Raw genomic sequence first — 19538 nt, 5'->3', positions numbered from 1 at the left:
GTCAGCTCCGGGCCTTGGCCAGGATGTCGTCGCGCGGGTTCTCGTCGGGAAGCTTCGCGGCGAACGCCTCGAGCGCCTCCTTGGCGTCGGCGGACAGGTGCGACGGGACGGCGACCTGGACCACGGCGAGCAGGTCGCCGGTGCCCTTGCTGGTCTCGACGCCGCGGCCCTTCACGCGCAGCACGCGGCCGCTCGGTGTTCCGGGGGCGACGCGCAGCTTGACGGGGTCGCCGCCGAGCGTCGGCACCTCGATGGTCGCGCCGAGCGCGGCCTCCGCGAAGGTGACCGGGACGTTGACGCGGAGGTTCAGGCCGTCGCGCTCGAAGACGGGGTGCTTGCGCACAGAGACGGTGAGCACGATGTCGCCCGCCTCACCGCCGTCCGGGCTCGGCTGGCCCTTGCCGCGCAGCTTGATCTTCTGCCCGTCGGCGACGCCGGCGGGGATCTTGACCTTGATCGGCTTGCCGTCGGACGCCTGCAGCGTGATGGTCTCGCCGCGCGTCGCGGTCACGAAGTCGATGGTGGTGTGTGCGGTCACGTCACGGCCGCGCGTCGGGCCGCCGTAGCCGCGGAACCCGCCCGTCGTCGTGCCGAATCGGCCGTTGCCGAAGAGCCCGCCGAAGACGTCGTCGAAATCGCCGCCGCCCTGCTGGAAGCCCCCTCCTCCTGGAAAATACTGGCGCTGGCCGCCCGCTCCGCCCTGGCCGAACATCCCGCCGAAGACGTCGTCGAAGCCGCCCTGGGCGCCGGACCCCGGCGCCGTGAACCGGGCACCGGTCCCCATGGCGCGGATCTGGTCGTACTCCTTGCGCTCCTCCGGATCGCTGAGCACCGAGTAGGCCTCGCTGATCTCCTTGAACTTCGCCTCCGCGGCGGCATCGCCGGGGTTGGAGTCGGGATGGTACTTGCGGGCGAGCTTGCGGTAGGTCTTCTTGAGGTCCGCCTCGCTGACGTCCTTGGAGACGCCAAGGACCTTGTAGAAGTCCTTGTCGAACCAGTCTTGGCTAGCCACGGGCGCCTCCTCTCAAGTCGTTGTCGGTGTTCGTGGATGAAGTCTGCATGAAAAATCGAGCGCGCACGGGCCGAGCGGAGCGGCGGGAACCGTTCCCCGCCGCTCCGCCATGCCGTGCGCCGTGTCGCCGGGTCAGGCCGGCACCGCGACGACGACCTTCGCCACCCGGACGGTGGTGGAGCCCAGCCGGTAGCCGGTCTCGACCACCTCGGCGACGGTGTCCGCCGTCACGCCGGGGGTGGGCTGCTGGAAGATCGCCTCGTGGATCTGCGGGTCGAAGGGCTCGCCCTTCTCGCCGTACGGGGTGAGGCCGAGACGCTCGACCGCGGTCCGGAGCTTGGCGGCGATGGTGAAGAACGCGCTGCCCTCCCCCAGATCGCCGTGCTTCTCCGCGCGCTCGAGGTCGTCGAGCACGGGGATGAGCCCCTTCACCGCATCGCCGACCGCACGCTCGCGCTCGATCTCACGGTTGGCCTCGGTGCGCTTGCGGTAGTTCGCGTACTCCGCGGTCACCCGCTGGAGGTCGGCGAGACGCTCGGCCGCGAGCTGCTCGGCGGTCGTCTGGCCGGACAGGATGTCGAGGTCGTCATCGCTCAGGATGGGACCCTCCTCCTGGTTCTCGGCCGGTCCGACGTCGACGAGCTCCTCGTGCGCGAGGTCGTGCTCGCCGGCGTCGTCCGCCTTCTGCTCACCCTCGGGCTGCCGGACCTTCCCGGTCTCGGGGTCGATCCTCCGCTTGTCGCGGATGATCGGCTCCTCGTGTTCTGGCTCCGAGGAGCCGCCGTTCTGGTCCGACATGATTACTTCTTCTCCTCGTCCTCGACGACCTCGGCGTCGATGACGTCCTCATCGTCGGAGGAGGACTCGCCGGCCTGCTGGCCGTCGCCCGCCTCACCGGCCGGGGTCTCGGTCGGCTGCGCCGAGGAGTAGATCGCCTCGCCGAGCTTCTGCTGGCTGGAGCTGAGCTTCTCGTACGCGGTCTTCACCGCCTCGTCGTCGTCGCCGGCGAGGGCGGTCTTGAGGCCGTCCACGTCGCCCTGGACCTCGTTCTTGACGTCCTCGGGGAGCTTGTCCTCGTTGTCCTTGATCAGCTTCTCGATCGAGTAGACGAGCTGCTCGGCCTGGTTGCGCGTCTCGGCGGACTCGCGGCGCTTCTTGTCCTCCGCCGCGTGCTCCTCGGCCTCGCGCACCATGCGGTCGATGTCCTCCTTCGGCAGGCTGGACCCGCCGGTGATGGTCATCGACTGCTCCTTGCCGGTGCCCTTGTCCTTGGCGGACACGTGCACGATGCCGTTGGCGTCGATGTCGAAGGTGACCTCGATCTGCGGGATGCCGCGGGGGGCCGGGGCGATGCCGGTCAGCTCGAAGGTGCCGAGCGGCTTGTTGTCGCGGGTGAACTCGCGCTCGCCCTGGAAGACCTGGATCGCGACGGACGGCTGGTTGTCGTCGGCCGTGGTGAAGGTCTCGCTGCGCTTGGTCGGGATGGCCGTGTTGCGCTCGATGAGCTTGGTCATGATCCCGCCCTTGGTCTCGATGCCGAGGGACAGCGGGGTGACGTCGATGAGGAGGACGTCCTTGCGCTCGCCCTTCAGGACACCGGCCTGCAGCGCGGCGCCGACGGCGACGACCTCGTCCGGGTTCACACCCTTGTTGGGCTCCTTGCCGGTCTCCTGCTTCACGAGCTCGGAGACGGCGGGCATACGGGTCGATCCACCGACGAGCACGACGTGCGCGATGTCGGAGACCTTGATGCCGGCCTCACGGATGACGTCCTGGAACGGCTTCTTGGTGCGGTCGAGGAGGTCGCTGGTCATCTGCTCGAACTGGGCGCGGGTGAGCGTCTCGTCGAGGTTGGCCGGGCCGTTCTCGGTGAGCGACAGGTAGGGCAGCTGGATGCTGGTCGACATGCTCGACGACAGCTCCTTCTTGGCCTGCTCCGCCGCCTCCTTCAGGCGCTGCAGCGCGATCTTGTCCTTGGAGACGTCGACGCCGGTGGAGTCCTTGAAGCGCTTGATCAGCCACTCCACGATCCGCTGGTCCCAGTCGTCGCCGCCGAGGCGGTTGTCACCCGCGGTCGCACGCACCTGGATGGTCGAGAAGTCGTCGTCCTTGCCCACCTCGAGCAGGGAGACGTCGAAGGTGCCGCCACCGAGGTCGAAGACGAGGATGAGCTCGTCCTCCTTGCCCTTGTCGAGGCCGTACGCGAGCGCGGCAGCGGTGGGCTCGTTGATGATGCGGAGCACGTTGAGGCCCGCGATCTCACCGGCCTCCTTGGTGGCCTGGCGCTCGGCGTCGTTGAAGTACGCCGGGACGGTGATGACCGCGTCGGTCACCGTGTCGCCGAGGTACTGCTCAGCGTCGCGCTTCAGCTTCTGCAGGATGCGGGCCGAGATCTCCTGCGGCGTGTACTTCTTGCCGTCGATCTCCTGGGTCCAGTCCGTGCCCATGTGGCGCTTGACGGACGAGATGGTGCGGTCGACGTTGGTCACCGCCTGGCGCTTGGCGGTCTCGCCGACGAGGACCTCGCCGTCCTTGGTGAAGGCGACCACCGACGGGGTGGTGCGGAAACCTTCCGCGTTCGCGATGACCGTGGGCTCGCCGCCCTCGAGCACCGCGACGACGGAGTTGGTGGTTCCGAGGTCGATTCCTACTGCACGTGACATGTGTGCTTCTCTCCTTTGTTGCTGGCTTGTGGCCGTGAAAGTCTGTGGTCAAGACTTGAGCCTCGACGGCTCAAGACTGTCATCCGCGAGGGATGGTGTCAAGACGTCAAGCCCAAAACTTGAGTACATCTGACTCAACTTTGGAGAGGGGATGGGTATTCCCCGTCAGTGTCGCGATTTCCAGTATCCGCAGAACACGATGTCGGCCTTCGCCGTGCCGGTGGAGAGCCAGTGCCTGCGCATCCCGACCGCCAGCTCCGACTCGCCCACAGCCCAGCCGTACGAGCGCACCGCGGGGACGGCGAGCGACCGCGCGGCATCGGCGGCGAGCGCGCCCGGCACACCACCGCGCTCGCCCCGGACAGCCCAGCGCACGTCCATCCCGGCGGGCGCGATGAGCTCCTGCACGTCGTCCGGGTTCGGCACCTCGATGACGGCGGCGCCCTCGACGCCGGGCGACGCGCTCGAGCGCTCGGCGAGAGAGGCCAGGATTCCGGCCACAGCGGGAAGCCCGGTCTCGTCGGCGACGATCCGCAGGTGCGCGATCTCCGCGGCCGGAGCGAACGTGCGCCCCTCATCGATGATGGCGACCGCGTCGCCGCGCGCGCATCCCTCCGCCCAGGATGCGGCCGGACCACTGGAGCCGTCGGCTGCCCGGTGCAGGACGAAGTCCACGTCGAGCTCCGGGCCTTCTGGACCGTCCGGCCGGAAGGCGCGGACGGTGTAGTTGCGCAGCACCGGGCGCACGGCCTTCGAAATGGCGAGGTAGCGGGCGTACGCCAGGGTGTCGAGCTTCGTGGGCAGCCGGTCGAGGGTCGAGTCGTCGCCAACGGGGATGAACAGCCGGAACCACTGGTCGTATCCCAGTGGCACGAACCGCTCGATGTCTCCGCCGCCGAGCGTCACACGGACGAACCGGGACGAGATCTGTTCGCGGCGCAGTACGTGCAGGACGAGCAACTCGGAGCGCTCCGGCTTCACGCGCGTCGCCTGCATGTTGGTTCGTGCCATCGGAGCTCCCGTCGCCAGATTAGGTAAGGCTTACCTTATCTGGCGCGATGATCACGATCCACCTGTGTGCACGATCCAACGGTCGAACAGCGCGAGTTCCGCGGCATCGGGGGGCTCGAACCTCTGGAGCGACTCGTCGAGCAGCTCTCGCGTGATCGGAACCTCTCCGCGACCCGGACGCTCGTTGCGCCCTTCGAGTCGTCGCCACAGCTCCTCGACGGGGATGTCGAAGACGTGCAGCTCGGTGGTGGCACCGAAACCCCGCGCGACCCGCCGGAGCTCGTCACGCTCGGCCCGCGTCCACGATCCGTCTTCGAGGATCACGCTCTGCCCGTGTTCGAGCAGCTCCCGCCACAGCCGGTCGAGCCGCGCCTGCACGCGGTCGCGCAGCGGATCGAAGTAGTCGAGTCCCAGGTCGGCCATCCACTCGTCGGTGCTGAAACGGATGGGGCTGAAACGGATGGGGCTGAAACGGATGGGGCTGAAACGGATGGGGCTGAACCCGATGGCGCCGATCTCGCGCGCCCGCTCGCGCGCCGCCGTCGTCTTGCCCGCGCCCGGCAGCGCGCAGTACACGATGAGGACCGGCCGGGCCGTCGCATCCACGGTCTCCTCCCCGTCCACCGCTTCGTCCCCTACCACTACGGCTGGACGCGCGAGACCGTCCACGCGCCGCCGTCGACCCGCACGTAGCGGAGGCGACGGTGCAGGCGGTCCGGACTGCCGTGCCAGAACTCGATGAGGTCCGGCACCACGCGGTACGCGTACCAGTGCTCCGGCCGACCGATCGGACCCTCCGCGGCCAGGATGTCGCGGGCGGCGGCGCGCAGCAGGTCGAGGTCGTCGAGGGGCGCATCCTGCTCGCTCACCATCGTCGCGGCCTGCGCCTCACGCGTCCTGCGCGCGAACAGGTCGTCGGACTCGTCGTCGCCGAGCCGCTCCACCCGGCCGGTCACCCGCACCTGCTGCAGGAGCTCTCGCCAGTAGAGCACGACGGCGGCGCGCGGATCGGCCGCGAGCTGTCGCCCCTTCCGGCTGTACGACGACGTGCCGAACTCGGCACCGTCGGCCGTGAGGCGCCTCAGAGCGACGGTGCGCGCATCCGGCGCGCCGTCCTCGTCGGTGGTCGCGAGCGTCGCCGCGAGCGCCTCGCGCACTCCGCGCTCCTTCGCCCGGCGGACCCACTCCTCGAGAAGTCCGCCCGGCCGCGCAGGCGGGTCGTCGAACTCCGGCAGGAACAGATCGGCGTCTCCGGTGAGCGTGTGGGCCATAGCGTCACCATAGGCCCGGCATCGCGCGGCCCGCTGCGATTCACACCGGCCGCACAAGCACCGTGGATAGCGTCGGCATCATGGAAACGGATCCCGCCGCAGCCCCGCTCCTCTCCACGCGCGCCATCGAGGCGCTGCAGAACATCGACCCCGCGACGCTCAGCGAGGTGCAGGCGTTCCGGGACGATTTCGCGCGGTTCATCATGCCGTACAAGTTCGGCATCGACGAGATCTCGACCAAGGTGAGCATCCTCCGCGAGGAGTTCGCCGAGCTCCACGACTACAACCCGATCGAGCACCTCTCGAGCCGCCTCAAGTCGCCCGAGAGCATCGAACAGAAGGTCATCCGCAAGAACTGCGAGCCGAGCTTCGATGCGATCCGCGAGGCGATCACCGACATCGCCGGCATCCGGATCGTGTGTAGCTTCGTCTCCGACGTGTACCGGGTGTTCGACCTGCTGACTGCGCAGGACGACGTCCGGGTGCTGCGCGTGAAGGACTACATCGCGCATCCGAAGTCGAACGGGTACAAGAGCCTGCACGTGATCGTCGAGGTTCCCGTCTTCCTCAGTGACGGGCCGGTGCTGGTGCCGGTCGAGATCCAGCTGCGGACGGTCGCGATGGACTTCTGGGCCAGCCTCGAGCACAAGATCTATTACAAGTACGACGGCGAGGTGCCGGCCGGTCTGCTGCGCGATCTGACCGCAGCGGCAGGCACGGCCAGCCAGCTCGACCTCACGATGGAGGACCTGCACCGGCAAGTGCGCGGCGACGACCGGGGAACGGTCTACAGCCTCCCCGCGTCGCGCTGAGCGGTCAGTAGCCGACCACCCCGGTGAAGTCCGGCGTGCCGTCGGGACGCGCGGGGAGCGGCTGGCCGTTGATGTAGCGCGGCCATTCGAGCCGGAGTCCCGCGGCTGCGTCGAGGCGCGGGTAGGCGGAGGCGGGCGCGGGGGCGGAGGCGGGCGCCGAGGCGGCGGGCGCGCCGGCGGCGGGTACCGGAGGTGCGGTCGGCGTCCAGCCGGGAGCAGCGGCCGGCGCGGCGGGCGGCGCGAACGTGGGGCCCTGGGCGGGAGCCTGCATCGGCGGCGGCGCGTACGGCATAGCGCCCGGACCGGCATAGGGCGCCGGCGCGGGGCGCACCGCCTTCGGCCCGAACAGCGAGTACGTGAGCGGGATGAGCACCGTGCCGAGCGCATCCAGAATGGCCACCACGGCCACCCCACGCCAGTACGTCTCGCCGAAGTCGACGTGCGTCCAGATCAGCGGCAGCGACAGCCCGGCGGTCAGCAGCCCGACGAGCACGAGGGTCGCGACCGTCACCTTGCTCATGATCGGCCCGGTGAACCGGCGCTGCGTGTTCAGCACCAGGTGGATGTGGAGCAGGCCGATCCGCGTCACCAGCACGAGCAGGAACCACGAGAACGGCTGCCACCACGGGTCGTAGCCGTCGGACCCGTACAGGCCGTCGACCGGCTGCACGTCCGGGACCCATACCTTCCACAGCCCGATCCCGAACAGGTACACCGACGTGACGACGCTGACCGCGCCGAACCACGGCGCCCGGCGCGCCGAGACGTCGGCGTCGTACCAGGAGATCAGGGCGAAGAAGACGAACAGGGCGATGGTGCCGATCAGCCGCCAGCAGGTGTCGTCGAACCGACCGAGGATGACGGCGTAGACGCCGACGAGGGCGGCGGCGATCAGCGCGCCGATCACCACGCGGGGCAGCAGGTGCCGCACCCAGGCGTACGGGTTCGGGGCGGACGAGGCGGTGCTCACGATGGAACCTCCACGGGTCGGGTGCTCGTCACGATACCGGTGGCCCAGCGGTGGGCTGAATCCGTGCGGCCACCCAAAAGGCCACCGTGCGGTCGCGGAGCCGCGCCGTTCACCGGCCGTTCCCCGCCACGCCCTACGCTGTGGCTATGACAGGTGCCGAACCCCGCGGCGTCGACGGCGACGCCCTGGTGACGACCGCGAGCCCGCTCTTCGCCGACAGCGCGACCGACCGCCGCATCCCCCGCGGGTGGGTGGTCGCCTGGGCGGCCTGGGACTGGGGCGGAGCCGCCTTCAACGCGGTCATCACGACCTTCGTGTTCACCGTCTACCTGACCAGCAGCCTCTTCGTCTCGCCGTCGATCGTGGCGGCTCGGGATGCCGAGGCCAGTACGTCGGGACCGGCGCATGCCGCGTACGACGCCGCTGTCGCCGTGCTGTCGAGCGGGCTGGCGTGGGGCGTCGGCATCGCCGGCGCGGTCGTGGCCCTGCTCGCTCCCGTGCTCGGCCAGCGCACGGACGGATCGGGACGCCGCAAGCTGTGGCTGGGGGTCAACACCGGCGTCGTGGTGCTGGTCACCGCATCCATGTTCTTCGTGGTCGGCGAGCCGTCGTACTTCCTGCTCGGCGTCGCGCTTGTGGCGATCGGGACGGTGTTCTACGAGATCGCGACCGTCAACTACAACGCGATGCTGGTTCAGGTGTCGACGCCGAAGACGGTCGGGCGCGTGAGCGGGTTCGGCTGGGGCGCCGGCTATCTGGGCGGCATCGTGCTGCTCCTCATCGTGTACTTCGGGATGGTGACGGGCTCGGGCGGTCTGCTGCATGTCCCGACCGAGGACGGCCTCAACATCCGCATCATCGCGCTGATCGCGGCGGCGTGGACGCTGATCTTCTCGCTCCCCGTGCTGTTCGTCGTGCCCGAGATCCCGCCGAACGCGCGCACCCCACGCGTGGGCTTCTTCCGGTCGTACGCGGTGCTCGTGCGCGACATCGGCAAGCTCTGGAAGGAGAGCCGGAACACCGTCCTCTTCCTGATCGCGTCCGCCCTGTTCCGCGACGGACTGGTCGGCGTGTTCACGTTCGGCGGCATCCTCGCGCAGGGCACCTTCGGGTTCACCAGCGGCCAGGTCATCATCTTCGCCATCGCGGCCAACGTCGTCGCCGGCGTCAGCACTCTCCTGTCCGGCCGGCTGGACGACCGCTTCGGCCCCAAGTCGGTCATCGTGACGTCGCTGATCGGACTGATCGTCGCCGGCCTGGCGGTGTTCTTCACGCACGACCTCGGCGCCGCCGCGTTCTGGGTCGGCGGCCTGGTGCTCTGCCTCTTCGTCGGGCCGGCGCAGTCGGCCAGCCGCACGTTCCTCGCGCGGGTGACGCCGGCCGGGCGCGAGGGCGAGGTGTTCGGGCTCTACGCGACGACCGGTCGCGCGGTGTCGTTCTTGGCGCCGACGCTGTTCGCGGTGTTCGTGGCGATCGGCGGAGCACAATACTGGGGCATCCTCGCGATCGTGCTCGTGCTGGCGGCGGGGCTCGCGCTGCTCCTGCCGGTGCGGGCGCCGCGCCGGTCCGCCGCCTGACAGGCGGGGGCCTTCCGCTTCCGTAGGTATGAAACGTTCGAAACTCCGCCGCACCGCGGTGCGGATGGCGATTCGGCCCGAGAACGGCGGAATGTCCGACGGTGGCGGCCGGCGGGCGCGGCTCAGCCCGAGACGGGGTCGCCCTCGTCGACGAACGTGGCGAGCGGCTCCCCCACCTCCACGATGTACGTCGAGAGCATCTCGCCGGTGCCCGGCCCCACATCCAGCGCGTTGTGCGGCGTGCCGGGCGGGATGAGGAACCCGTCGCCCGCGTCCAGGTGGAGCGTCGGCCGGTCGTGGATGCGCATCTCGACCGATCCGGCGAGGATGTAGCCGACCTCCTCACCGGGATGGATGTGCCAGCCCGACTCCACTCCCACCGGGATCTCGGTCAGCACCTGGACGATCTCGCGCCCAGGGATCGACGACGGCTGATGCTGCACCTCCGTCCGCCGCAGCTTGCCCGCCAGCGCATCCGACATCAGGAGACCGCTTTGAGCGCGCGGAGGATGTGGTCGGTCACGGCGCGCGGCTGCGAGATCATGATCACGTGCGAGCCCTCCAGCTCGATCGCATCGGCGCCCGCCCGCTCGGCCATCGAGCGGATCACGTCGGCGCCGGCCGCCTTGTCGCCCGCGGCGACGACGGCCCACGACGGGAGGGTCTTCCATGCGGGCGACCCCGTCTTCTCCGCGAAAGCGGCCGCGGCGACGGGGCGCTGCGACGCCCCGAGCACGGCCGACTGGTCCGGCGGCAGGTCACTGGCGAACGCCTCGTGGAACCGTGCCGGGTCGACGTAGAGCTCTGGAGCGGGCTCGCCGTCGGTCGGATACGTCGCCGGCTTGAGCGCCGCGTTCAGCACGCTGTCCGTCGAGCCAGCCTCGACATCCCCGAGCGCCTCCCCCTCGTCCGGCGCGAACGCGGCGACGTAGACGAGTCCGCGCACGTTGGCGAGACCGGTGGTGGCGTTCGTGATCACAGCGCCGCCGTAGGAGTGGCCGACGGCCAGCACCGGGCCCTCGATCTGCTCGATCACGCTGCGGACGTAGGCGGCGTCGGCGGCCAGGCCGCGCAGCGGGTTCGCGGGCGCCTGCACCTTCACGCCCTCAGCGAGCAGCAGTTCGACCACCCCCGCCCAGCTGCCGGCGTCGGCGAAGGCGCCGTGCACGAGCACGACGGTGGGAGAGGAAGCGGCGTTATCGGTCATCGCGGGTCTCGTCTCTGAACTCGCCGGCCGCTCGACGACCATCGTCAGCGAAGCGAGGTGAGGCGGTTCATGCGACCGGGTGCGCCGTCGCCCGCGAGCCGGGAGGGCCCCAGGATAGGGAGCGGCCGGGGCGGCGGCAAGAGGATGCGGTCAGCTCTCAGCGTCCCTCTCGCCGGGGCGCGGCCACGCCCGCACGAAGCGGTCGAAGAGTTCGGCGAAGGTGCGTGCCTCCTCCGGCGTGAACGCCGACAGCGCCGCTTCGACCGCGGAGCGGCGGTGCGACCGCAGCTCGGTCAGCTGAGCCTTTCCGGAGGTGGTGAGCTGGATGAGCGCGCGCCGCGCGTCGGACGGGTCCGGCACCCGACGCACGAGGCCCCGCTCCACTCCCTCCTGCACCAGGCGGCTCGCGCGCGGCTGGTCGACGCCGATGGCCTCGGCCACGCCGCTCACCGACAGGCTGCGACCATCGGCCTCTGCCCCCTCCAGCGCCTCCAGCATCCGCACCCGGGCGATGCGGCCGAGGGAGCCGTCGCGGCCTCGGCGTCCGGGACCGGGGCGCGCGGAGTCGCCGAAGGGCGCGCCGGCCGGTGCACCGGGACCGCCGGGCGCGGCCCCGGACCCGCCCGACCCGGGGGCGAAGGGGCCGGCCCCGAACGGTCCTGCACCGAAGGGACCGCTGCCCCAGTGGCCGCCACGACCCCCGTGGTGCCCATGGCCGTGGGGCATTCCGTCGGCCCACGGCGGGCGCCTCCGCGACTGGTCGCGGCGCACCGCGAGCAGTGCGCTCTCGACCATGGCGACGATGTCCGCCTCTGGCGGAATCGGCGGATCCTCTTGACGTCCATCGCTCATGCATGTAACTATACATTTACTTGTAACAGTACATACATCGAAAGGAGAGTCCACGATGACGAACATCGATGACTCCGCACAGACACCACCCGCACAGACGCCGCCCGGATACTGGTTCGGCGTGATCGAAGGCCGGCTGCACGACCGCATGCGCGACGCACTGGCCGACCAGGGACTGCGCCGCGGAAGCTGGCGCATCCTCCACACCCTCGCCGACGGACCCGCGACTCCCGACGAGCTCGCCGCCCGGATGCCGCACGGCGGCCGAGGCGACCATGGCAACCGAGGCGACCGTGGCGACCGGCCGGAGAAGTCCGGTGGCCGCGAATTCGGCCGCGACTACGGCCACGGCCATGGGTTCCGGCCCGGATGGCGCGGCCAGGAGCCGCGGGACGAGCGACCGGCCGGCCCCTCTACCGAGCACGGCGGCGCACATGAGCACGGCGGCGCACATGAGCACCACGGCGACGACCCCCGCGGTGACCAGCGCGGACACCACGACCACCACCACGGCCACGACCACCCGAACGCCTTCGAGCGCGGATACGAGCGCGGCTTCGACCGCGGGTTCGCGTTCGGCACCGTGCGCGCCGGCCACCCCTTCGCCGCCTACCCGCCGCACGTCGGCGGCCCCTTCCCCGGCGGATACCCGTTCCCGGGCCCCGCTCGCGACTTCGGCGGACCGTGGGGCCACCGCCACCACCCGTTCGACCGCGATCGCCGCGGCGGACGTCGGGGCGCCCACCGCATCCACCGCGTCCTCGCCGAGTTCGTCGAGCGCGGCTGGGTCTGGTTCGACGGCGACCGCGCGACGCTGACCGAGGAGGGACGCGCCGCTCACGACGAGGCCTTCACCCGCGTCCAGACTGTGCGCGCCGAACTCGCGAACGGCATCTCGGAGCAGGACTACGCCACCACGATGAGCACGCTGGAGACCATGGCGCGCAACCTCGGCTGGCAGCCGGGACGCCCGGCCGGGTCGCAGGATGGCGCGCCTAGTATGGACGCATGACGCCACCCCGCGAAGAGGTCGTGCTGCTCGCCGAGGACGGCACGCCCATCGGCACGGCGGACAAGGCGACGGTGCACACGGAATCCACTCCGCTGCACCTCGCCTTCTCGTGCCACCTCTTCGACGGGGAGGGTCGCATCCTGGTCACCCGCCGCGCTCTGACGAAGAAGACGTGGCCCGGGGTCTGGACCAACTCATTCTGCGGGCACCCCGGCCCCGGTGAGGCGATCGAGGATGCGGTCGTCCGGCGCGCGGAGCACGAGCTCGGCGCCCGCATCGACAACCTGACGATCGCGCTCCCGGACTTCCGCTACCGCGCGGTGGATGCGGCGGGCATCGTCGAGTACGAAGTGTGTCCGGTCTACACCGCGACCGTCGTCGGCGAGCTGTCGCCCGCCGCGAGTGAGGTCGCCGAGTGGGCGTGGGCCGACCCGCGCTCTCTGCTCTCGGCCGTCGGCGAGACGCCGTGGGCGTTCAGCCCCTGGCTGACCCTCCAGTTGCCCGCGCTGTACGCCGACCAGAGCCTCGAAGCTTCGGGCCAGCTGTGAGTCCTGCTCATATTTTCCACCTGTGAAATTGACTGTGGATAACTAGCGCGGCGTATGCCCGCGCGGGCATCCCTGATGGCACGAATCAGTTCGCCCAGACCCGGTCGACCGAGAGCGTCGGCACGAACACTCCGCCGGCGCGGTCATCCGGCCACTCCGGGAAATCGAACACGGCGAGCATGAGCTGCAGCGGGTACTGCGGGGGCGCATCCAGTATCCGCACCACCCGGCCGTCCACCCGGAACGTCGCCTCGTCGCCGTCCCAGTGCGCTTCGTAGGCGTGCGGCTCGGTCACGTCGATCGGCAGCCGGATGCGCTCGAAATCCTCGGTGAGGCGCGGGTCGCGGAACGCGTGAAAACCCATCCCGACCAGCGCTTCGTCCTCCTCGACGTCGCGGCCGAACACCTCCATCACGCACAGCTCCCCGCTGCGCTCGGGCTCGTCTTCGAAGCCGACAAGCCAGAGCGAGGCCATCGACCGCGGGCTGAGGTAGAGGGAGGCGCGCATGCCGACCGTGCCGCGGTCGACCAGGCAGCCGCGGAACTCCTCCTGCGCCTCCCGGACGCGCAGTCCGTCGCGGAACGGCTGCTGACCGACGGTCGAACCGACCGGTCCGGAGAAGTTGCCGGTCTGCATCCCGGAGACCCGCAGCGGGGGCTGGTGCTCGTCCGGGCACCACAGGCCCTGATCCGGCGGGATGCTCAGCTCCAGGCGGGAGTCGTGGATCAGGTAGCTCGCACGCGTCTCGGCGAGCGAGCTCCACGCGGGCAGGTAGTGCGGAAGCCAGACCGAGCGGTCGAGCTGCGGCGCGTCGAAGTCGTCGAACACCGCGCCGGCCTCATCCCGTGCGGGTGGCGTCGATGTGCTGCTCGAGCCACCAGGTGCGGCCCTCGTCGTCGGAGACCCAGCCGTCCCACTCGAACGAGTCGTCGGTGATGTTGGAGAAGTTCCAGCGGATGGGGCGGCCATCGGTCTGTGTGCCGTCCTGCCGGATGCCGTCACGGCGGTAGGGCGTCGCGACCAGGGTGCAGAAGTCGCCGGCCGCCGCCCCGAACCAGCTGACCCGCCAGGCGCCGAGAGCCGTGTCGTACACACGGACCGTCGAGCCGCGGCCGCGGGTGCCGTCCGGGTCTGTCTCGTCGCGGATGACGAGGACGTCCTGCACCGCCCGGCCGCCGAGCGTGTAGGCGAAGATCCACTCGTTGGTGGACTCGTTCCACACGCCGGTCTGCTCGTCGAGCAGCCGGACATCGGCGGTCCAGCTGCCGACCAGCCGGCCGAACAGGTGCATCCGCTGCGGGTTCTCCGGCATCGGACCCGAACTGATCAGGGCCCGTGCGAAGGCCGCGTCGGTGGTCTCGCTCATGGTGCCCCTCTCGGTCGGCGTGCGGGTCAGGCGGGACGACCCGCCTCGGTGGTGGAGACGTCGGTGCGGTGGAAGTTGAGGTACGACCGGGACGCCGTCGGCCCGCGCTGCCCCTGATAACGGGACGAGTACTCCGCCGATCCGTACGGCCGCTCGGCAGCGGACGACAGCCGGAAGAAGCACATCTGGCCGATCTTCATGCCCGGCCACAGCTTGATCGGAAGCGTAGCGACATTGCTGAGTTCCAGCGTCACGTGACCCGAGAACCCCGGGTCGATGAATCCGGCGGTGGAGTGGGTCAGCAGTCCGAGCCGGCCGAGCGAGCTCTTGCCCTCCAGGCGCGCCGCGACGTCGTCGGGCAGGCTCACCAGCTCGAACGTCGACCCGAGCACGAACTCGCCGGGGTGCAGGATGAACGGCTGATCCGCATCCACCTCGACGAAACGGGTCAGCTCGGGCTGGTCTTCCGCCGGGTCGATGAAGGGGTACTTGTGGTTGTCGAACAGCCGGAAGAACCGGTCGAGCCGCACGTCGATGCTCGACGGCTGGACCATCTCCGCCTCGAACGGCTCCAGAGAGATCCGCCCGGCACCCAGCTCGGCCTTGATGTCGCGATCGGAGAGAAGCACGTGGCCAGCCTATCGGGTGGGCGTGGTCGCGCACCCGTCGTTCTCGGCCGTCCCGTCGTGTGTGCTCAGTCTCGGCGGAACCCCTGGGTCGCGTCGTCATAGGTGGTGTGCGGGCGCTTGATGGGGCCCTGCACCGGCGGAGGGACGTCGGCACGCGCGAGGGCGTGGAGGACGAGCTCCTCCACCATCTTCGCGGCGGTCGTGTGCCGGTGCTGGGCGATGCGGACCAGGGCGGCGTACTCCGGTTCGCCCAGATGGATCTTCAACGGCATCCCACCCGGAACACAACCGGGACCGAGGGTGGTGGGTGCCGTGATGTCGGCTTCACTCATGGCCGAAGTGTGAACCTCCCGGCGCGCCGCGGCTAGACAGCACCTGCCGCCGGCCCTCCGGAGCCCGGCCAAGTGGTGCATAGCCAGAAGCGCTGTCGGAGGCGCACCATTCGCCCAACAGGATCACTGGGAGGTGCGAGATGTCGGACGTCAGAACCACCGGCTGGATCGGCTGGGCTTATTTCGCGGCGGTCATGCTCTTCATCGGGGCGGCGATCGACCTGTTCTACGGGATCATGGCGATCATCGGCCCCAATACGGCCTACTTCGTCGGGTCCGGGGGCGGCGTGGCTTCGTTCAATGTGGCGGCATGGGGGTGGTGGTCGCTGATCGTCGGCGTGCTGATGCTGCTCGCCGGCCTCTTCCTGCTCCAGGGGGCCACCTGGGCGCGCGTCGTCGTCGTGATCATCGCCGCGATCAGCGCCGTGTCTCATGTGATGTCGCTGCCGGCGCAGCCGTGGTGGTCGATCATCGCGATCGCCCTCGATGTGCTCGTGATCTACGCCGTCACGGTGCACGGCCGAGAACTGCGCCGTTAGCCGCCCGGAGGTGTCGCGTGAGCGCTGAGACGTACCGAGCCCTCTTCCTGCACCCGGATGAGGATGAGGACGATTTCAGCGCTCAGCTCCCCGTGGTGAGTACCGCTCCGCCCGCGCTGATCCGGGCCGCGACGACCTTCGCGGGCGCCCAGGCGGTCGCGGTCTACCGGCTGGCGGAGGCGAGCGCGTGGCCGGAGGCGGCCGCATTCCTCTACGAGAAGACCATCCCGGGCACGGTGCCGGACGGCGAGCTGCTCGAGCAGGTCGAGACCCCGGACGACTGAGTGCGTCGGACCTCCGAGAACGTCAAGAAAGGTGAAGGAAAGATGACCGATCAACCGTATGTGGCGATCGCCGCCCAGTACGCGAGCGAGGACGAGGCGGTGGCGGACTTCGACCGTCTCCACGCCCACTATAAGGAGCGCGGACATCACGCCTCGTTCGATGCGGCGGTGGTGGTGCGCGACAAGGAGGGCAAGGTCTCCATCCCGAAGCGGGACGACGGCGGCAAGCACCACGGTGGCCGGAAGGGCCTGGCCATCGGGCTTGCCGGCGGCCTGGTGGTCGCGCTGTTCCCGGCCGTCGCGCTCGGCGGCGCGCTCCTCGTGGGCGGCGGTTCGGGGGCGGGCATCGGCGCGCTCGCCGGCCACATCTCCAAGAAGTCGTCCGCGCAAGACCTCAAGGCGATCAGCGAGACCCTGCACGCCGGGAGCTCCGGCATCGTGGTCGTGGTCGATCCCAGCGAGGCAGACGAGATCGAACGCCTGCTCACCAACGCGACCGGGATCACCAAGAGGGAGATCGCCGTCGACGAGGAGAAGCTGGAGAACGAGGTGCAGGACGCGGCGGACTGACGGTCCGCCGCGGGATCAGGCCTTCCGGCTGCGGCGACGTACGACGCCGGCGAACACGCCCGCCGCGATCAGACCGAATGCGAGGGACAGGGGGCCGGTGACGTTACCGGCGGTGACGTGACTCCCCGTGTCGGCCAGCGTGCTCTGCGCATCCGTTGCGGCGGAGCCGTCGGTCGGGATGGGCGGGGCGCTGCCGATCGGGGTGCTGCCGACCGGCGTGGCGACGGCAGGGAACGTGACCGCGGCGACGTTGGACGGCGCGCTCGCCCCGGCGTTGTTGAGTGCGAACACGCGGTAGCGGTAGGTGTGGCCGGCGGTGACGCCGGTATCCGTGAAAGTGACAGCGGTGGACTGGGTGTCGCCGACGAGCGTGGTGAACGCGGCGCCGTCCGTGCTGCGTTCGATGCGGTAACCGCTGACCGCGTCCCCGCCGTCGGAGGTGGGTACGGTCCAGCTGAGCTCGGCGGTCACGCCGACGGCTGTCGCGGTCAGGTTCAGAGGAGCGTCGGCTGGAAGGGCGGCGACGACGAGCGTGTACGACTGCGTGGCCGTCGCCGGGATGCCGCTGACGGTGCTGCTCGCGGCGAGCGTGAACGTGTACGAGCCGACGGCTGTCGGCGTGCCGCTGAGGATGCCGCCGGCCAGCGAGAGTCCGGGAGGCAGCGCTCCCGCGCTCACGGAGAGCGTCGGCGCCGGGGATCCGGTCGTCGCGATGGCGGTGGAGTAGGAGGAACCGATCGTGCCGCCCGGGACGGTCGCCGTGGTGATCGCGGGGAACGTGTCGATCCCGATCACGGAGACGGTGTCCGACGTGGTGTTCGCGACGTAGGCGAAGGCGCCGTCCGGTGAGATGGTGAGGCTGCGCGGCGTCACGCCGACCGCGATGGTGGAGACGACCGCGTTCGTCGCCGTGTCGATCACCGACACCGCGTTCGCGGTCGAGTCGGTCACGTAGAGCCGTGTGCCGTCGGGGGTGACGGCGACATCGTACGCGCCGGGACCGGCGGAGATGGTGGCCGTGACGGTCCCCGTGGCGGTGTCGATCACTCGCACGAGGCCCACATTGGCGCTCGCCACGTAGAGGGTGCTGCCGTCGGCCGAGATCGCGAAGCCGGTCGCGGCGTCCGCGAACGCGCCGATCGCGACGGTTCCGGTCACCGTGTTCGTCGCCGTGCTGACGATGGAGATGTCGTGAGACGAAGGAGCGGTGTGCGAGACGTAGAGCCGACTCCCGTCGGGCGACACGATCATCGACCGCGGCCCCGGCGCATCCACGATGCTGGTGACGAGCGTGTTGGTGGCGGTGTCGACGACCGACACAGCGGTCGACCCGTTTCCGCTGGAGTTGCTGACATACACGCGGGAGCCGTCCGGCGAGATCGCGATTCCCGCCGGCGACGACCCGACCGGGACGGACGCGACGGCCGCTTGCGTCGCCGTATCGACGACGACCAGGACGTTCGCGGGGTTCGTCGACACGACGTACAGGCGGGATCCATCCGGCGAGATCGCGAGCCCGATGGGACCTGCGACCGGAATCGTCCCGAGCACCGTCCGGGTGGCGGTGTCGACGACGGACACCGTCCCGGCGTTCGTGTCGGACACGTACAGCCGCGAGCCGTCGGGCGACACCACCACGGTCGGCGTGGCCGACGACGTCGTGGAGGCGACCGGGATCGTGCTCACCACCGAGTCCGCGGCCGCAGCGATCGGCACGCCGACGCTCAACGTCACGGCGCCGACGACCACGGCGACAGCGGCACCCCAGCGCGCAGACACAGCCCGACCATCCATCTTGCGAGAGCGCACGCTCTTCCCTCCGCCACGGAGCCGCGACGTCTCTCCGGATGCGAATCGACGTGCCGGTCCTCGGCGAGTCTCCCGGATGCCGCGAAGGGAGCGCAACGGCGTCGCAGAGTTTTCACCCCGGCTTCACCCCCGGGTCGCTCCGGAGCGATGGGCGACCAGGACGGCATCCCCTCGTGCGCTGCTCGCGGGGTCATCCACCCGAACGCCCGAGCTCCTCACGTCGCCGCACATACTCCTCGTGATCGATCTCCCCGCGCGCGTAGCGTTCATCGAGGATCACCCGCGCGGACGAACTCGGCGGCGAGACCGGCCCCGCACCGGACGGACCGCGCCGGGTCAGGCCGACGACGAGAAGGACCACGATCGCGATGACCAGCAACAGCAGGAGCAACCACAGAATCCACCACGCGCCTGGGCCACCCATCATCCACCCGTACACGTCCACCACCTCCAGAGCGAGTCTCCGACCAATATGAACACCGATCGGCGGGGGAAGGCGGGGCCATAGGTCCCGCCGAGGTGGATACCCCAAGCGGGTATTCAGCGGACTCCGTTATGGTGACCGGCGGAGAGGAGGACGCATGCTCGCCGATTGCATCTCGATGCGCACCCGCACCTGGCGCTGCGTGATCGTTCTCCTGGTCGCGGTCGCAGGAATCGTGACCGGCCTCCTTGCAATGCACGTGGTCAGCACGACCGCCGGCCACCCGCACGAGTACGCCGCCGCGCCGACGGTTTCACATGCTTCTGCCGATTCGTCGCACGCAGTCGAGGCGCACGCTATCCAAGCGCACGCAGGGATGTCCGGCGTCTCCCTGGACAGCGGATGCGCCGGCGGGTGCGACCCGACGCACGACATGACTGTCATGGTGTGCACGCTCGCGCTGCTGGCCGCAACCATCCTCCTGCTCGCTCCCGCGTGGAGCCGAGCGATGCCCGGTACCGGTCCGAGGGCCGCAGCGCCGAACCTGATCGGGATCGTCGCCCGCTCCGTCGGATCGCGTCCACCCCCCTCTCTTCTCGCCCTCTCCGTCGATCGCAGATGACGCACGCCGCACCCCCGCGAACCGCGC

At 70.0% G+C, this 19538-nt stretch carries 24 protein-coding genes; 8 read left to right on the top strand and 16 right to left on the bottom strand.

Annotated features, from left to right (window positions below; genetic code table 11):
* Nucleotide 1: 1 nt before the first annotated feature.
* The 6 genes from H284_RS0112655 to H284_RS0112630 all read right to left on the bottom strand — a co-directional run bounded on the left by H284_RS0112655 (nt 2) and on the right by H284_RS0112630 (nt 5957).
* Nucleotides 2-1012, bottom strand: coding sequence for a DnaJ C-terminal domain-containing protein (locus tag H284_RS0112655; protein WP_020076538.1), 1011 nt, complete (start codon nt 1010-1012; stop codon nt 2-4).
* 132 nt (nt 1013-1144) lie between these two features.
* Complete coding sequence (locus H284_RS0112650; RefSeq protein WP_020076537.1) at nt 1145-1810, bottom strand: nucleotide exchange factor GrpE; 666 nt, start codon at nt 1808-1810, stop codon at nt 1145-1147.
* A gap of 2 nt (nt 1811-1812) precedes the next feature.
* Nucleotides 1813-3675, bottom strand: coding sequence for a molecular chaperone DnaK (dnaK, locus tag H284_RS0112645; RefSeq protein ID WP_020076536.1), 1863 nt, complete (start codon nt 3673-3675; stop codon nt 1813-1815).
* A 165-nt stretch (nt 3676-3840) separates the two neighbouring features.
* A complete protein-coding gene (locus H284_RS0112640) occupies nt 3841-4686 on the bottom strand; it encodes a siderophore-interacting protein (RefSeq protein ID WP_029042929.1) in 846 nt (281 codons plus the stop codon).
* Between the two features lie 51 nt (nt 4687-4737).
* Entirely contained in the window at nt 4738-5310 is a 573-nt protein-coding gene (locus H284_RS0112635; RefSeq protein WP_020076534.1) for a P-loop nucleotide/nucleoside kinase family protein, read from the bottom strand.
* A gap of 17 nt (nt 5311-5327) precedes the next feature.
* Nucleotides 5328-5957 carry a pyridoxal 5'-phosphate synthase gene (locus H284_RS0112630; protein ID WP_020076533.1) on the bottom strand — a complete coding sequence of 210 codons (630 nt, stop codon included), beginning with the start codon at nt 5955-5957 and terminating at the stop codon, nt 5328-5330.
* Between the two features lie 80 nt (nt 5958-6037).
* On the opposite strand from H284_RS0112630, the gene H284_RS0112625 reads away from it, so the two are divergent.
* Nucleotides 6038-6769, top strand: a complete 732-nt coding sequence (locus H284_RS0112625; RefSeq protein ID WP_018192455.1) for a GTP pyrophosphokinase — start codon at nt 6038-6040, stop codon at nt 6767-6769.
* 4 nt (nt 6770-6773) lie between these two features.
* Here H284_RS0112625 and H284_RS0112620 read toward each other — a convergent pair whose 3' ends face one another.
* Nucleotides 6774-7739 carry a hypothetical protein gene (locus H284_RS0112620; RefSeq protein WP_029042927.1) on the bottom strand — a complete coding sequence of 322 codons (966 nt, stop codon included), beginning with the start codon at nt 7737-7739 and terminating at the stop codon, nt 6774-6776.
* Nucleotides 7740-7885: 146 nt separating this feature from the next.
* On the opposite strand from H284_RS0112620, the gene H284_RS0112615 reads away from it, so the two are divergent.
* On the top strand, nt 7886-9316 hold the full coding sequence (locus tag H284_RS0112615; RefSeq protein ID WP_020076532.1) for an MFS transporter: 1431 nt from the start codon (nt 7886-7888) through the stop codon (nt 9314-9316).
* A 122-nt stretch (nt 9317-9438) separates the two neighbouring features.
* Here H284_RS0112615 and H284_RS0112610 read toward each other — a convergent pair whose 3' ends face one another.
* The 3 genes from H284_RS0112610 to H284_RS0112600 form a co-directional block, all read right to left on the bottom strand.
* Nucleotides 9439-9798 carry a cupin domain-containing protein gene (locus H284_RS0112610; RefSeq protein ID WP_020076531.1) on the bottom strand — a complete coding sequence of 120 codons (360 nt, stop codon included), beginning with the start codon at nt 9796-9798 and terminating at the stop codon, nt 9439-9441.
* Nucleotides 9798-10523 (bottom strand): alpha/beta fold hydrolase, encoded by a 726-nt coding sequence (locus H284_RS0112605; RefSeq protein ID WP_020076530.1) that lies wholly within the window; start codon nt 10521-10523, stop codon nt 9798-9800. The genes H284_RS0112610 and H284_RS0112605 overlap by 1 nt, the downstream gene beginning before the upstream one ends.
* Before the next feature lie 150 nt (nt 10524-10673).
* Complete coding sequence (locus tag H284_RS0112600; RefSeq protein WP_231371212.1) at nt 10674-11375, bottom strand: MarR family winged helix-turn-helix transcriptional regulator; 702 nt, start codon at nt 11373-11375, stop codon at nt 10674-10676.
* Nucleotides 11376-11430: 55 nt separating this feature from the next.
* On the opposite strand from H284_RS0112600, the gene H284_RS21060 reads away from it, so the two are divergent.
* Nucleotides 11431-12387 (top strand): winged helix DNA-binding protein, encoded by a 957-nt coding sequence (locus tag H284_RS21060; RefSeq protein ID WP_020076528.1) that lies wholly within the window; start codon nt 11431-11433, stop codon nt 12385-12387.
* On the top strand, nt 12384-12935 hold the full coding sequence (gene idi / locus H284_RS0112590; RefSeq protein WP_018192460.1) for an isopentenyl-diphosphate Delta-isomerase: 552 nt from the start codon (nt 12384-12386) through the stop codon (nt 12933-12935). Before H284_RS21060 ends, idi begins: the two co-directional genes overlap by 4 nt.
* Before the next feature lie 85 nt (nt 12936-13020).
* On the opposite strand, the gene H284_RS0112585 is transcribed toward idi, so the two are convergent.
* From H284_RS0112585 to H284_RS0112570, 4 genes are all read right to left on the bottom strand, one after another.
* Entirely contained in the window at nt 13021-13764 is a 744-nt protein-coding gene (locus tag H284_RS0112585) for a glycoside hydrolase family 16 protein (protein WP_020076527.1), read from the bottom strand.
* Between the two features lie 10 nt (nt 13765-13774).
* Nucleotides 13775-14302 (bottom strand): hypothetical protein, encoded by a 528-nt coding sequence (locus tag H284_RS0112580; RefSeq protein ID WP_020076526.1) that lies wholly within the window; start codon nt 14300-14302, stop codon nt 13775-13777.
* A 26-nt stretch (nt 14303-14328) separates the two neighbouring features.
* Nucleotides 14329-14931: a dCTP deaminase gene (dcd, locus tag H284_RS0112575; RefSeq protein ID WP_018192463.1), complete on the bottom strand. Its 603-nt coding sequence runs from the start codon at nt 14929-14931 to the stop codon at nt 14329-14331.
* A 65-nt stretch (nt 14932-14996) separates the two neighbouring features.
* Complete coding sequence (locus tag H284_RS0112570) at nt 14997-15263, bottom strand: hypothetical protein (RefSeq protein ID WP_029042926.1); 267 nt, start codon at nt 15261-15263, stop codon at nt 14997-14999.
* A gap of 140 nt (nt 15264-15403) precedes the next feature.
* Here H284_RS0112570 and H284_RS0112565 point away from each other — a divergent pair, with 140 nt between their 5' ends.
* Genes H284_RS0112565 through H284_RS0112555 form a run of 3 tightly spaced genes read left to right on the top strand, consistent with a single transcriptional unit; the run spans nt 15404 to nt 16656 of the window.
* Nucleotides 15404-15802 carry a DUF7144 family membrane protein gene (locus H284_RS0112565; RefSeq protein WP_018192465.1) on the top strand — a complete coding sequence of 133 codons (399 nt, stop codon included), beginning with the start codon at nt 15404-15406 and terminating at the stop codon, nt 15800-15802.
* 17 nt (nt 15803-15819) lie between these two features.
* Nucleotides 15820-16086, top strand: coding sequence for a hypothetical protein (locus H284_RS0112560; RefSeq protein ID WP_020076524.1), 267 nt, complete (start codon nt 15820-15822; stop codon nt 16084-16086).
* Nucleotides 16087-16128: 42 nt separating this feature from the next.
* Nucleotides 16129-16656: a DUF1269 domain-containing protein gene (locus tag H284_RS0112555; RefSeq protein ID WP_020076523.1), complete on the top strand. Its 528-nt coding sequence runs from the start codon at nt 16129-16131 to the stop codon at nt 16654-16656.
* Nucleotides 16657-16671: 15 nt separating this feature from the next.
* On the opposite strand, the gene H284_RS20540 is transcribed toward H284_RS0112555, so the two are convergent.
* Together H284_RS20540 and H284_RS0112545 are read right to left on the bottom strand one after the other, a co-directional pair.
* Nucleotides 16672-18435, bottom strand: a complete 1764-nt coding sequence (locus H284_RS20540; protein WP_020076522.1) for a beta-propeller fold lactonase family protein — start codon at nt 18433-18435, stop codon at nt 16672-16674.
* 220 nt (nt 18436-18655) lie between these two features.
* Entirely contained in the window at nt 18656-18856 is a 201-nt protein-coding gene (locus H284_RS0112545; RefSeq protein WP_231371211.1) for an SHOCT domain-containing protein, read from the bottom strand.
* Between the two features lie 190 nt (nt 18857-19046).
* On the opposite strand from H284_RS0112545, the gene H284_RS0112540 reads away from it, so the two are divergent.
* Nucleotides 19047-19511: a DUF6153 family protein gene (locus H284_RS0112540; protein WP_020076520.1), complete on the top strand. Its 465-nt coding sequence runs from the start codon at nt 19047-19049 to the stop codon at nt 19509-19511.
* Nucleotides 19512-19538: the final 27 nt, after the last annotated feature.

It is taken from the genome of Cryocola sp. 340MFSha3.1, from assembly GCF_000383315.1.
Classification (GTDB): Bacteria; Actinomycetota; Actinomycetes; order Actinomycetales; family Microbacteriaceae; genus Leifsonia.
Note: the sequence above shows the minus strand (reverse complement) of the source record. Positions and strands in the feature narration are given on the sequence as shown.

Excerpts from the sequence above, each read along its gene's own strand:
- H284_RS0112650 (WP_020076537.1), bottom strand. The coding sequence starts at position 1,810 with ATGTCGGACCAGAACGGCGGCTCCTCGGAGCCAGAACACGAGGAGCCG.
- dnaK (WP_020076536.1), bottom strand. The coding sequence starts at position 3,675 with ATGTCACGTGCAGTAGGAATCGACCTCGGAACCACCAACTCCGTCGTC.
- H284_RS0112640 (WP_029042929.1), bottom strand. The coding sequence starts at position 4,686 with ATGGCACGAACCAACATGCAGGCGACGCGCGTGAAGCCGGAGCGCTCC.
- H284_RS0112630 (WP_020076533.1), bottom strand. The coding sequence starts at position 5,957 with ATGGCCCACACGCTCACCGGAGACGCCGATCTGTTCCTGCCGGAGTTC.
- H284_RS0112625 (WP_018192455.1), top strand. The coding sequence starts at position 6,038 with ATGGAAACGGATCCCGCCGCAGCCCCGCTCCTCTCCACGCGCGCCATC.
- H284_RS0112615 (WP_020076532.1), top strand. The coding sequence starts at position 7,886 with ATGACAGGTGCCGAACCCCGCGGCGTCGACGGCGACGCCCTGGTGACG.
- H284_RS0112610 (WP_020076531.1), bottom strand. The coding sequence starts at position 9,798 with ATGTCGGATGCGCTGGCGGGCAAGCTGCGGCGGACGGAGGTGCAGCAT.
- H284_RS0112605 (WP_020076530.1), bottom strand. The coding sequence starts at position 10,523 with ATGACCGATAACGCCGCTTCCTCTCCCACCGTCGTGCTCGTGCACGGC.
- H284_RS0112600 (WP_231371212.1), bottom strand. The coding sequence starts at position 11,375 with ATGAGCGATGGACGTCAAGAGGATCCGCCGATTCCGCCAGAGGCGGAC.
- H284_RS21060 (WP_020076528.1), top strand. The coding sequence starts at position 11,431 with ATGACGAACATCGATGACTCCGCACAGACACCACCCGCACAGACGCCG.
- idi (WP_018192460.1), top strand. The coding sequence starts at position 12,384 with ATGACGCCACCCCGCGAAGAGGTCGTGCTGCTCGCCGAGGACGGCACG.
- H284_RS0112580 (WP_020076526.1), bottom strand. The coding sequence starts at position 14,302 with ATGAGCGAGACCACCGACGCGGCCTTCGCACGGGCCCTGATCAGTTCG.
- H284_RS0112570 (WP_029042926.1), bottom strand. The coding sequence starts at position 15,263 with ATGAGTGAAGCCGACATCACGGCACCCACCACCCTCGGTCCCGGTTGT.
- H284_RS0112565 (WP_018192465.1), top strand. The coding sequence starts at position 15,404 with ATGTCGGACGTCAGAACCACCGGCTGGATCGGCTGGGCTTATTTCGCG.
- H284_RS0112555 (WP_020076523.1), top strand. The coding sequence starts at position 16,129 with ATGACCGATCAACCGTATGTGGCGATCGCCGCCCAGTACGCGAGCGAG.
- H284_RS0112540 (WP_020076520.1), top strand. The coding sequence starts at position 19,047 with ATGCTCGCCGATTGCATCTCGATGCGCACCCGCACCTGGCGCTGCGTG.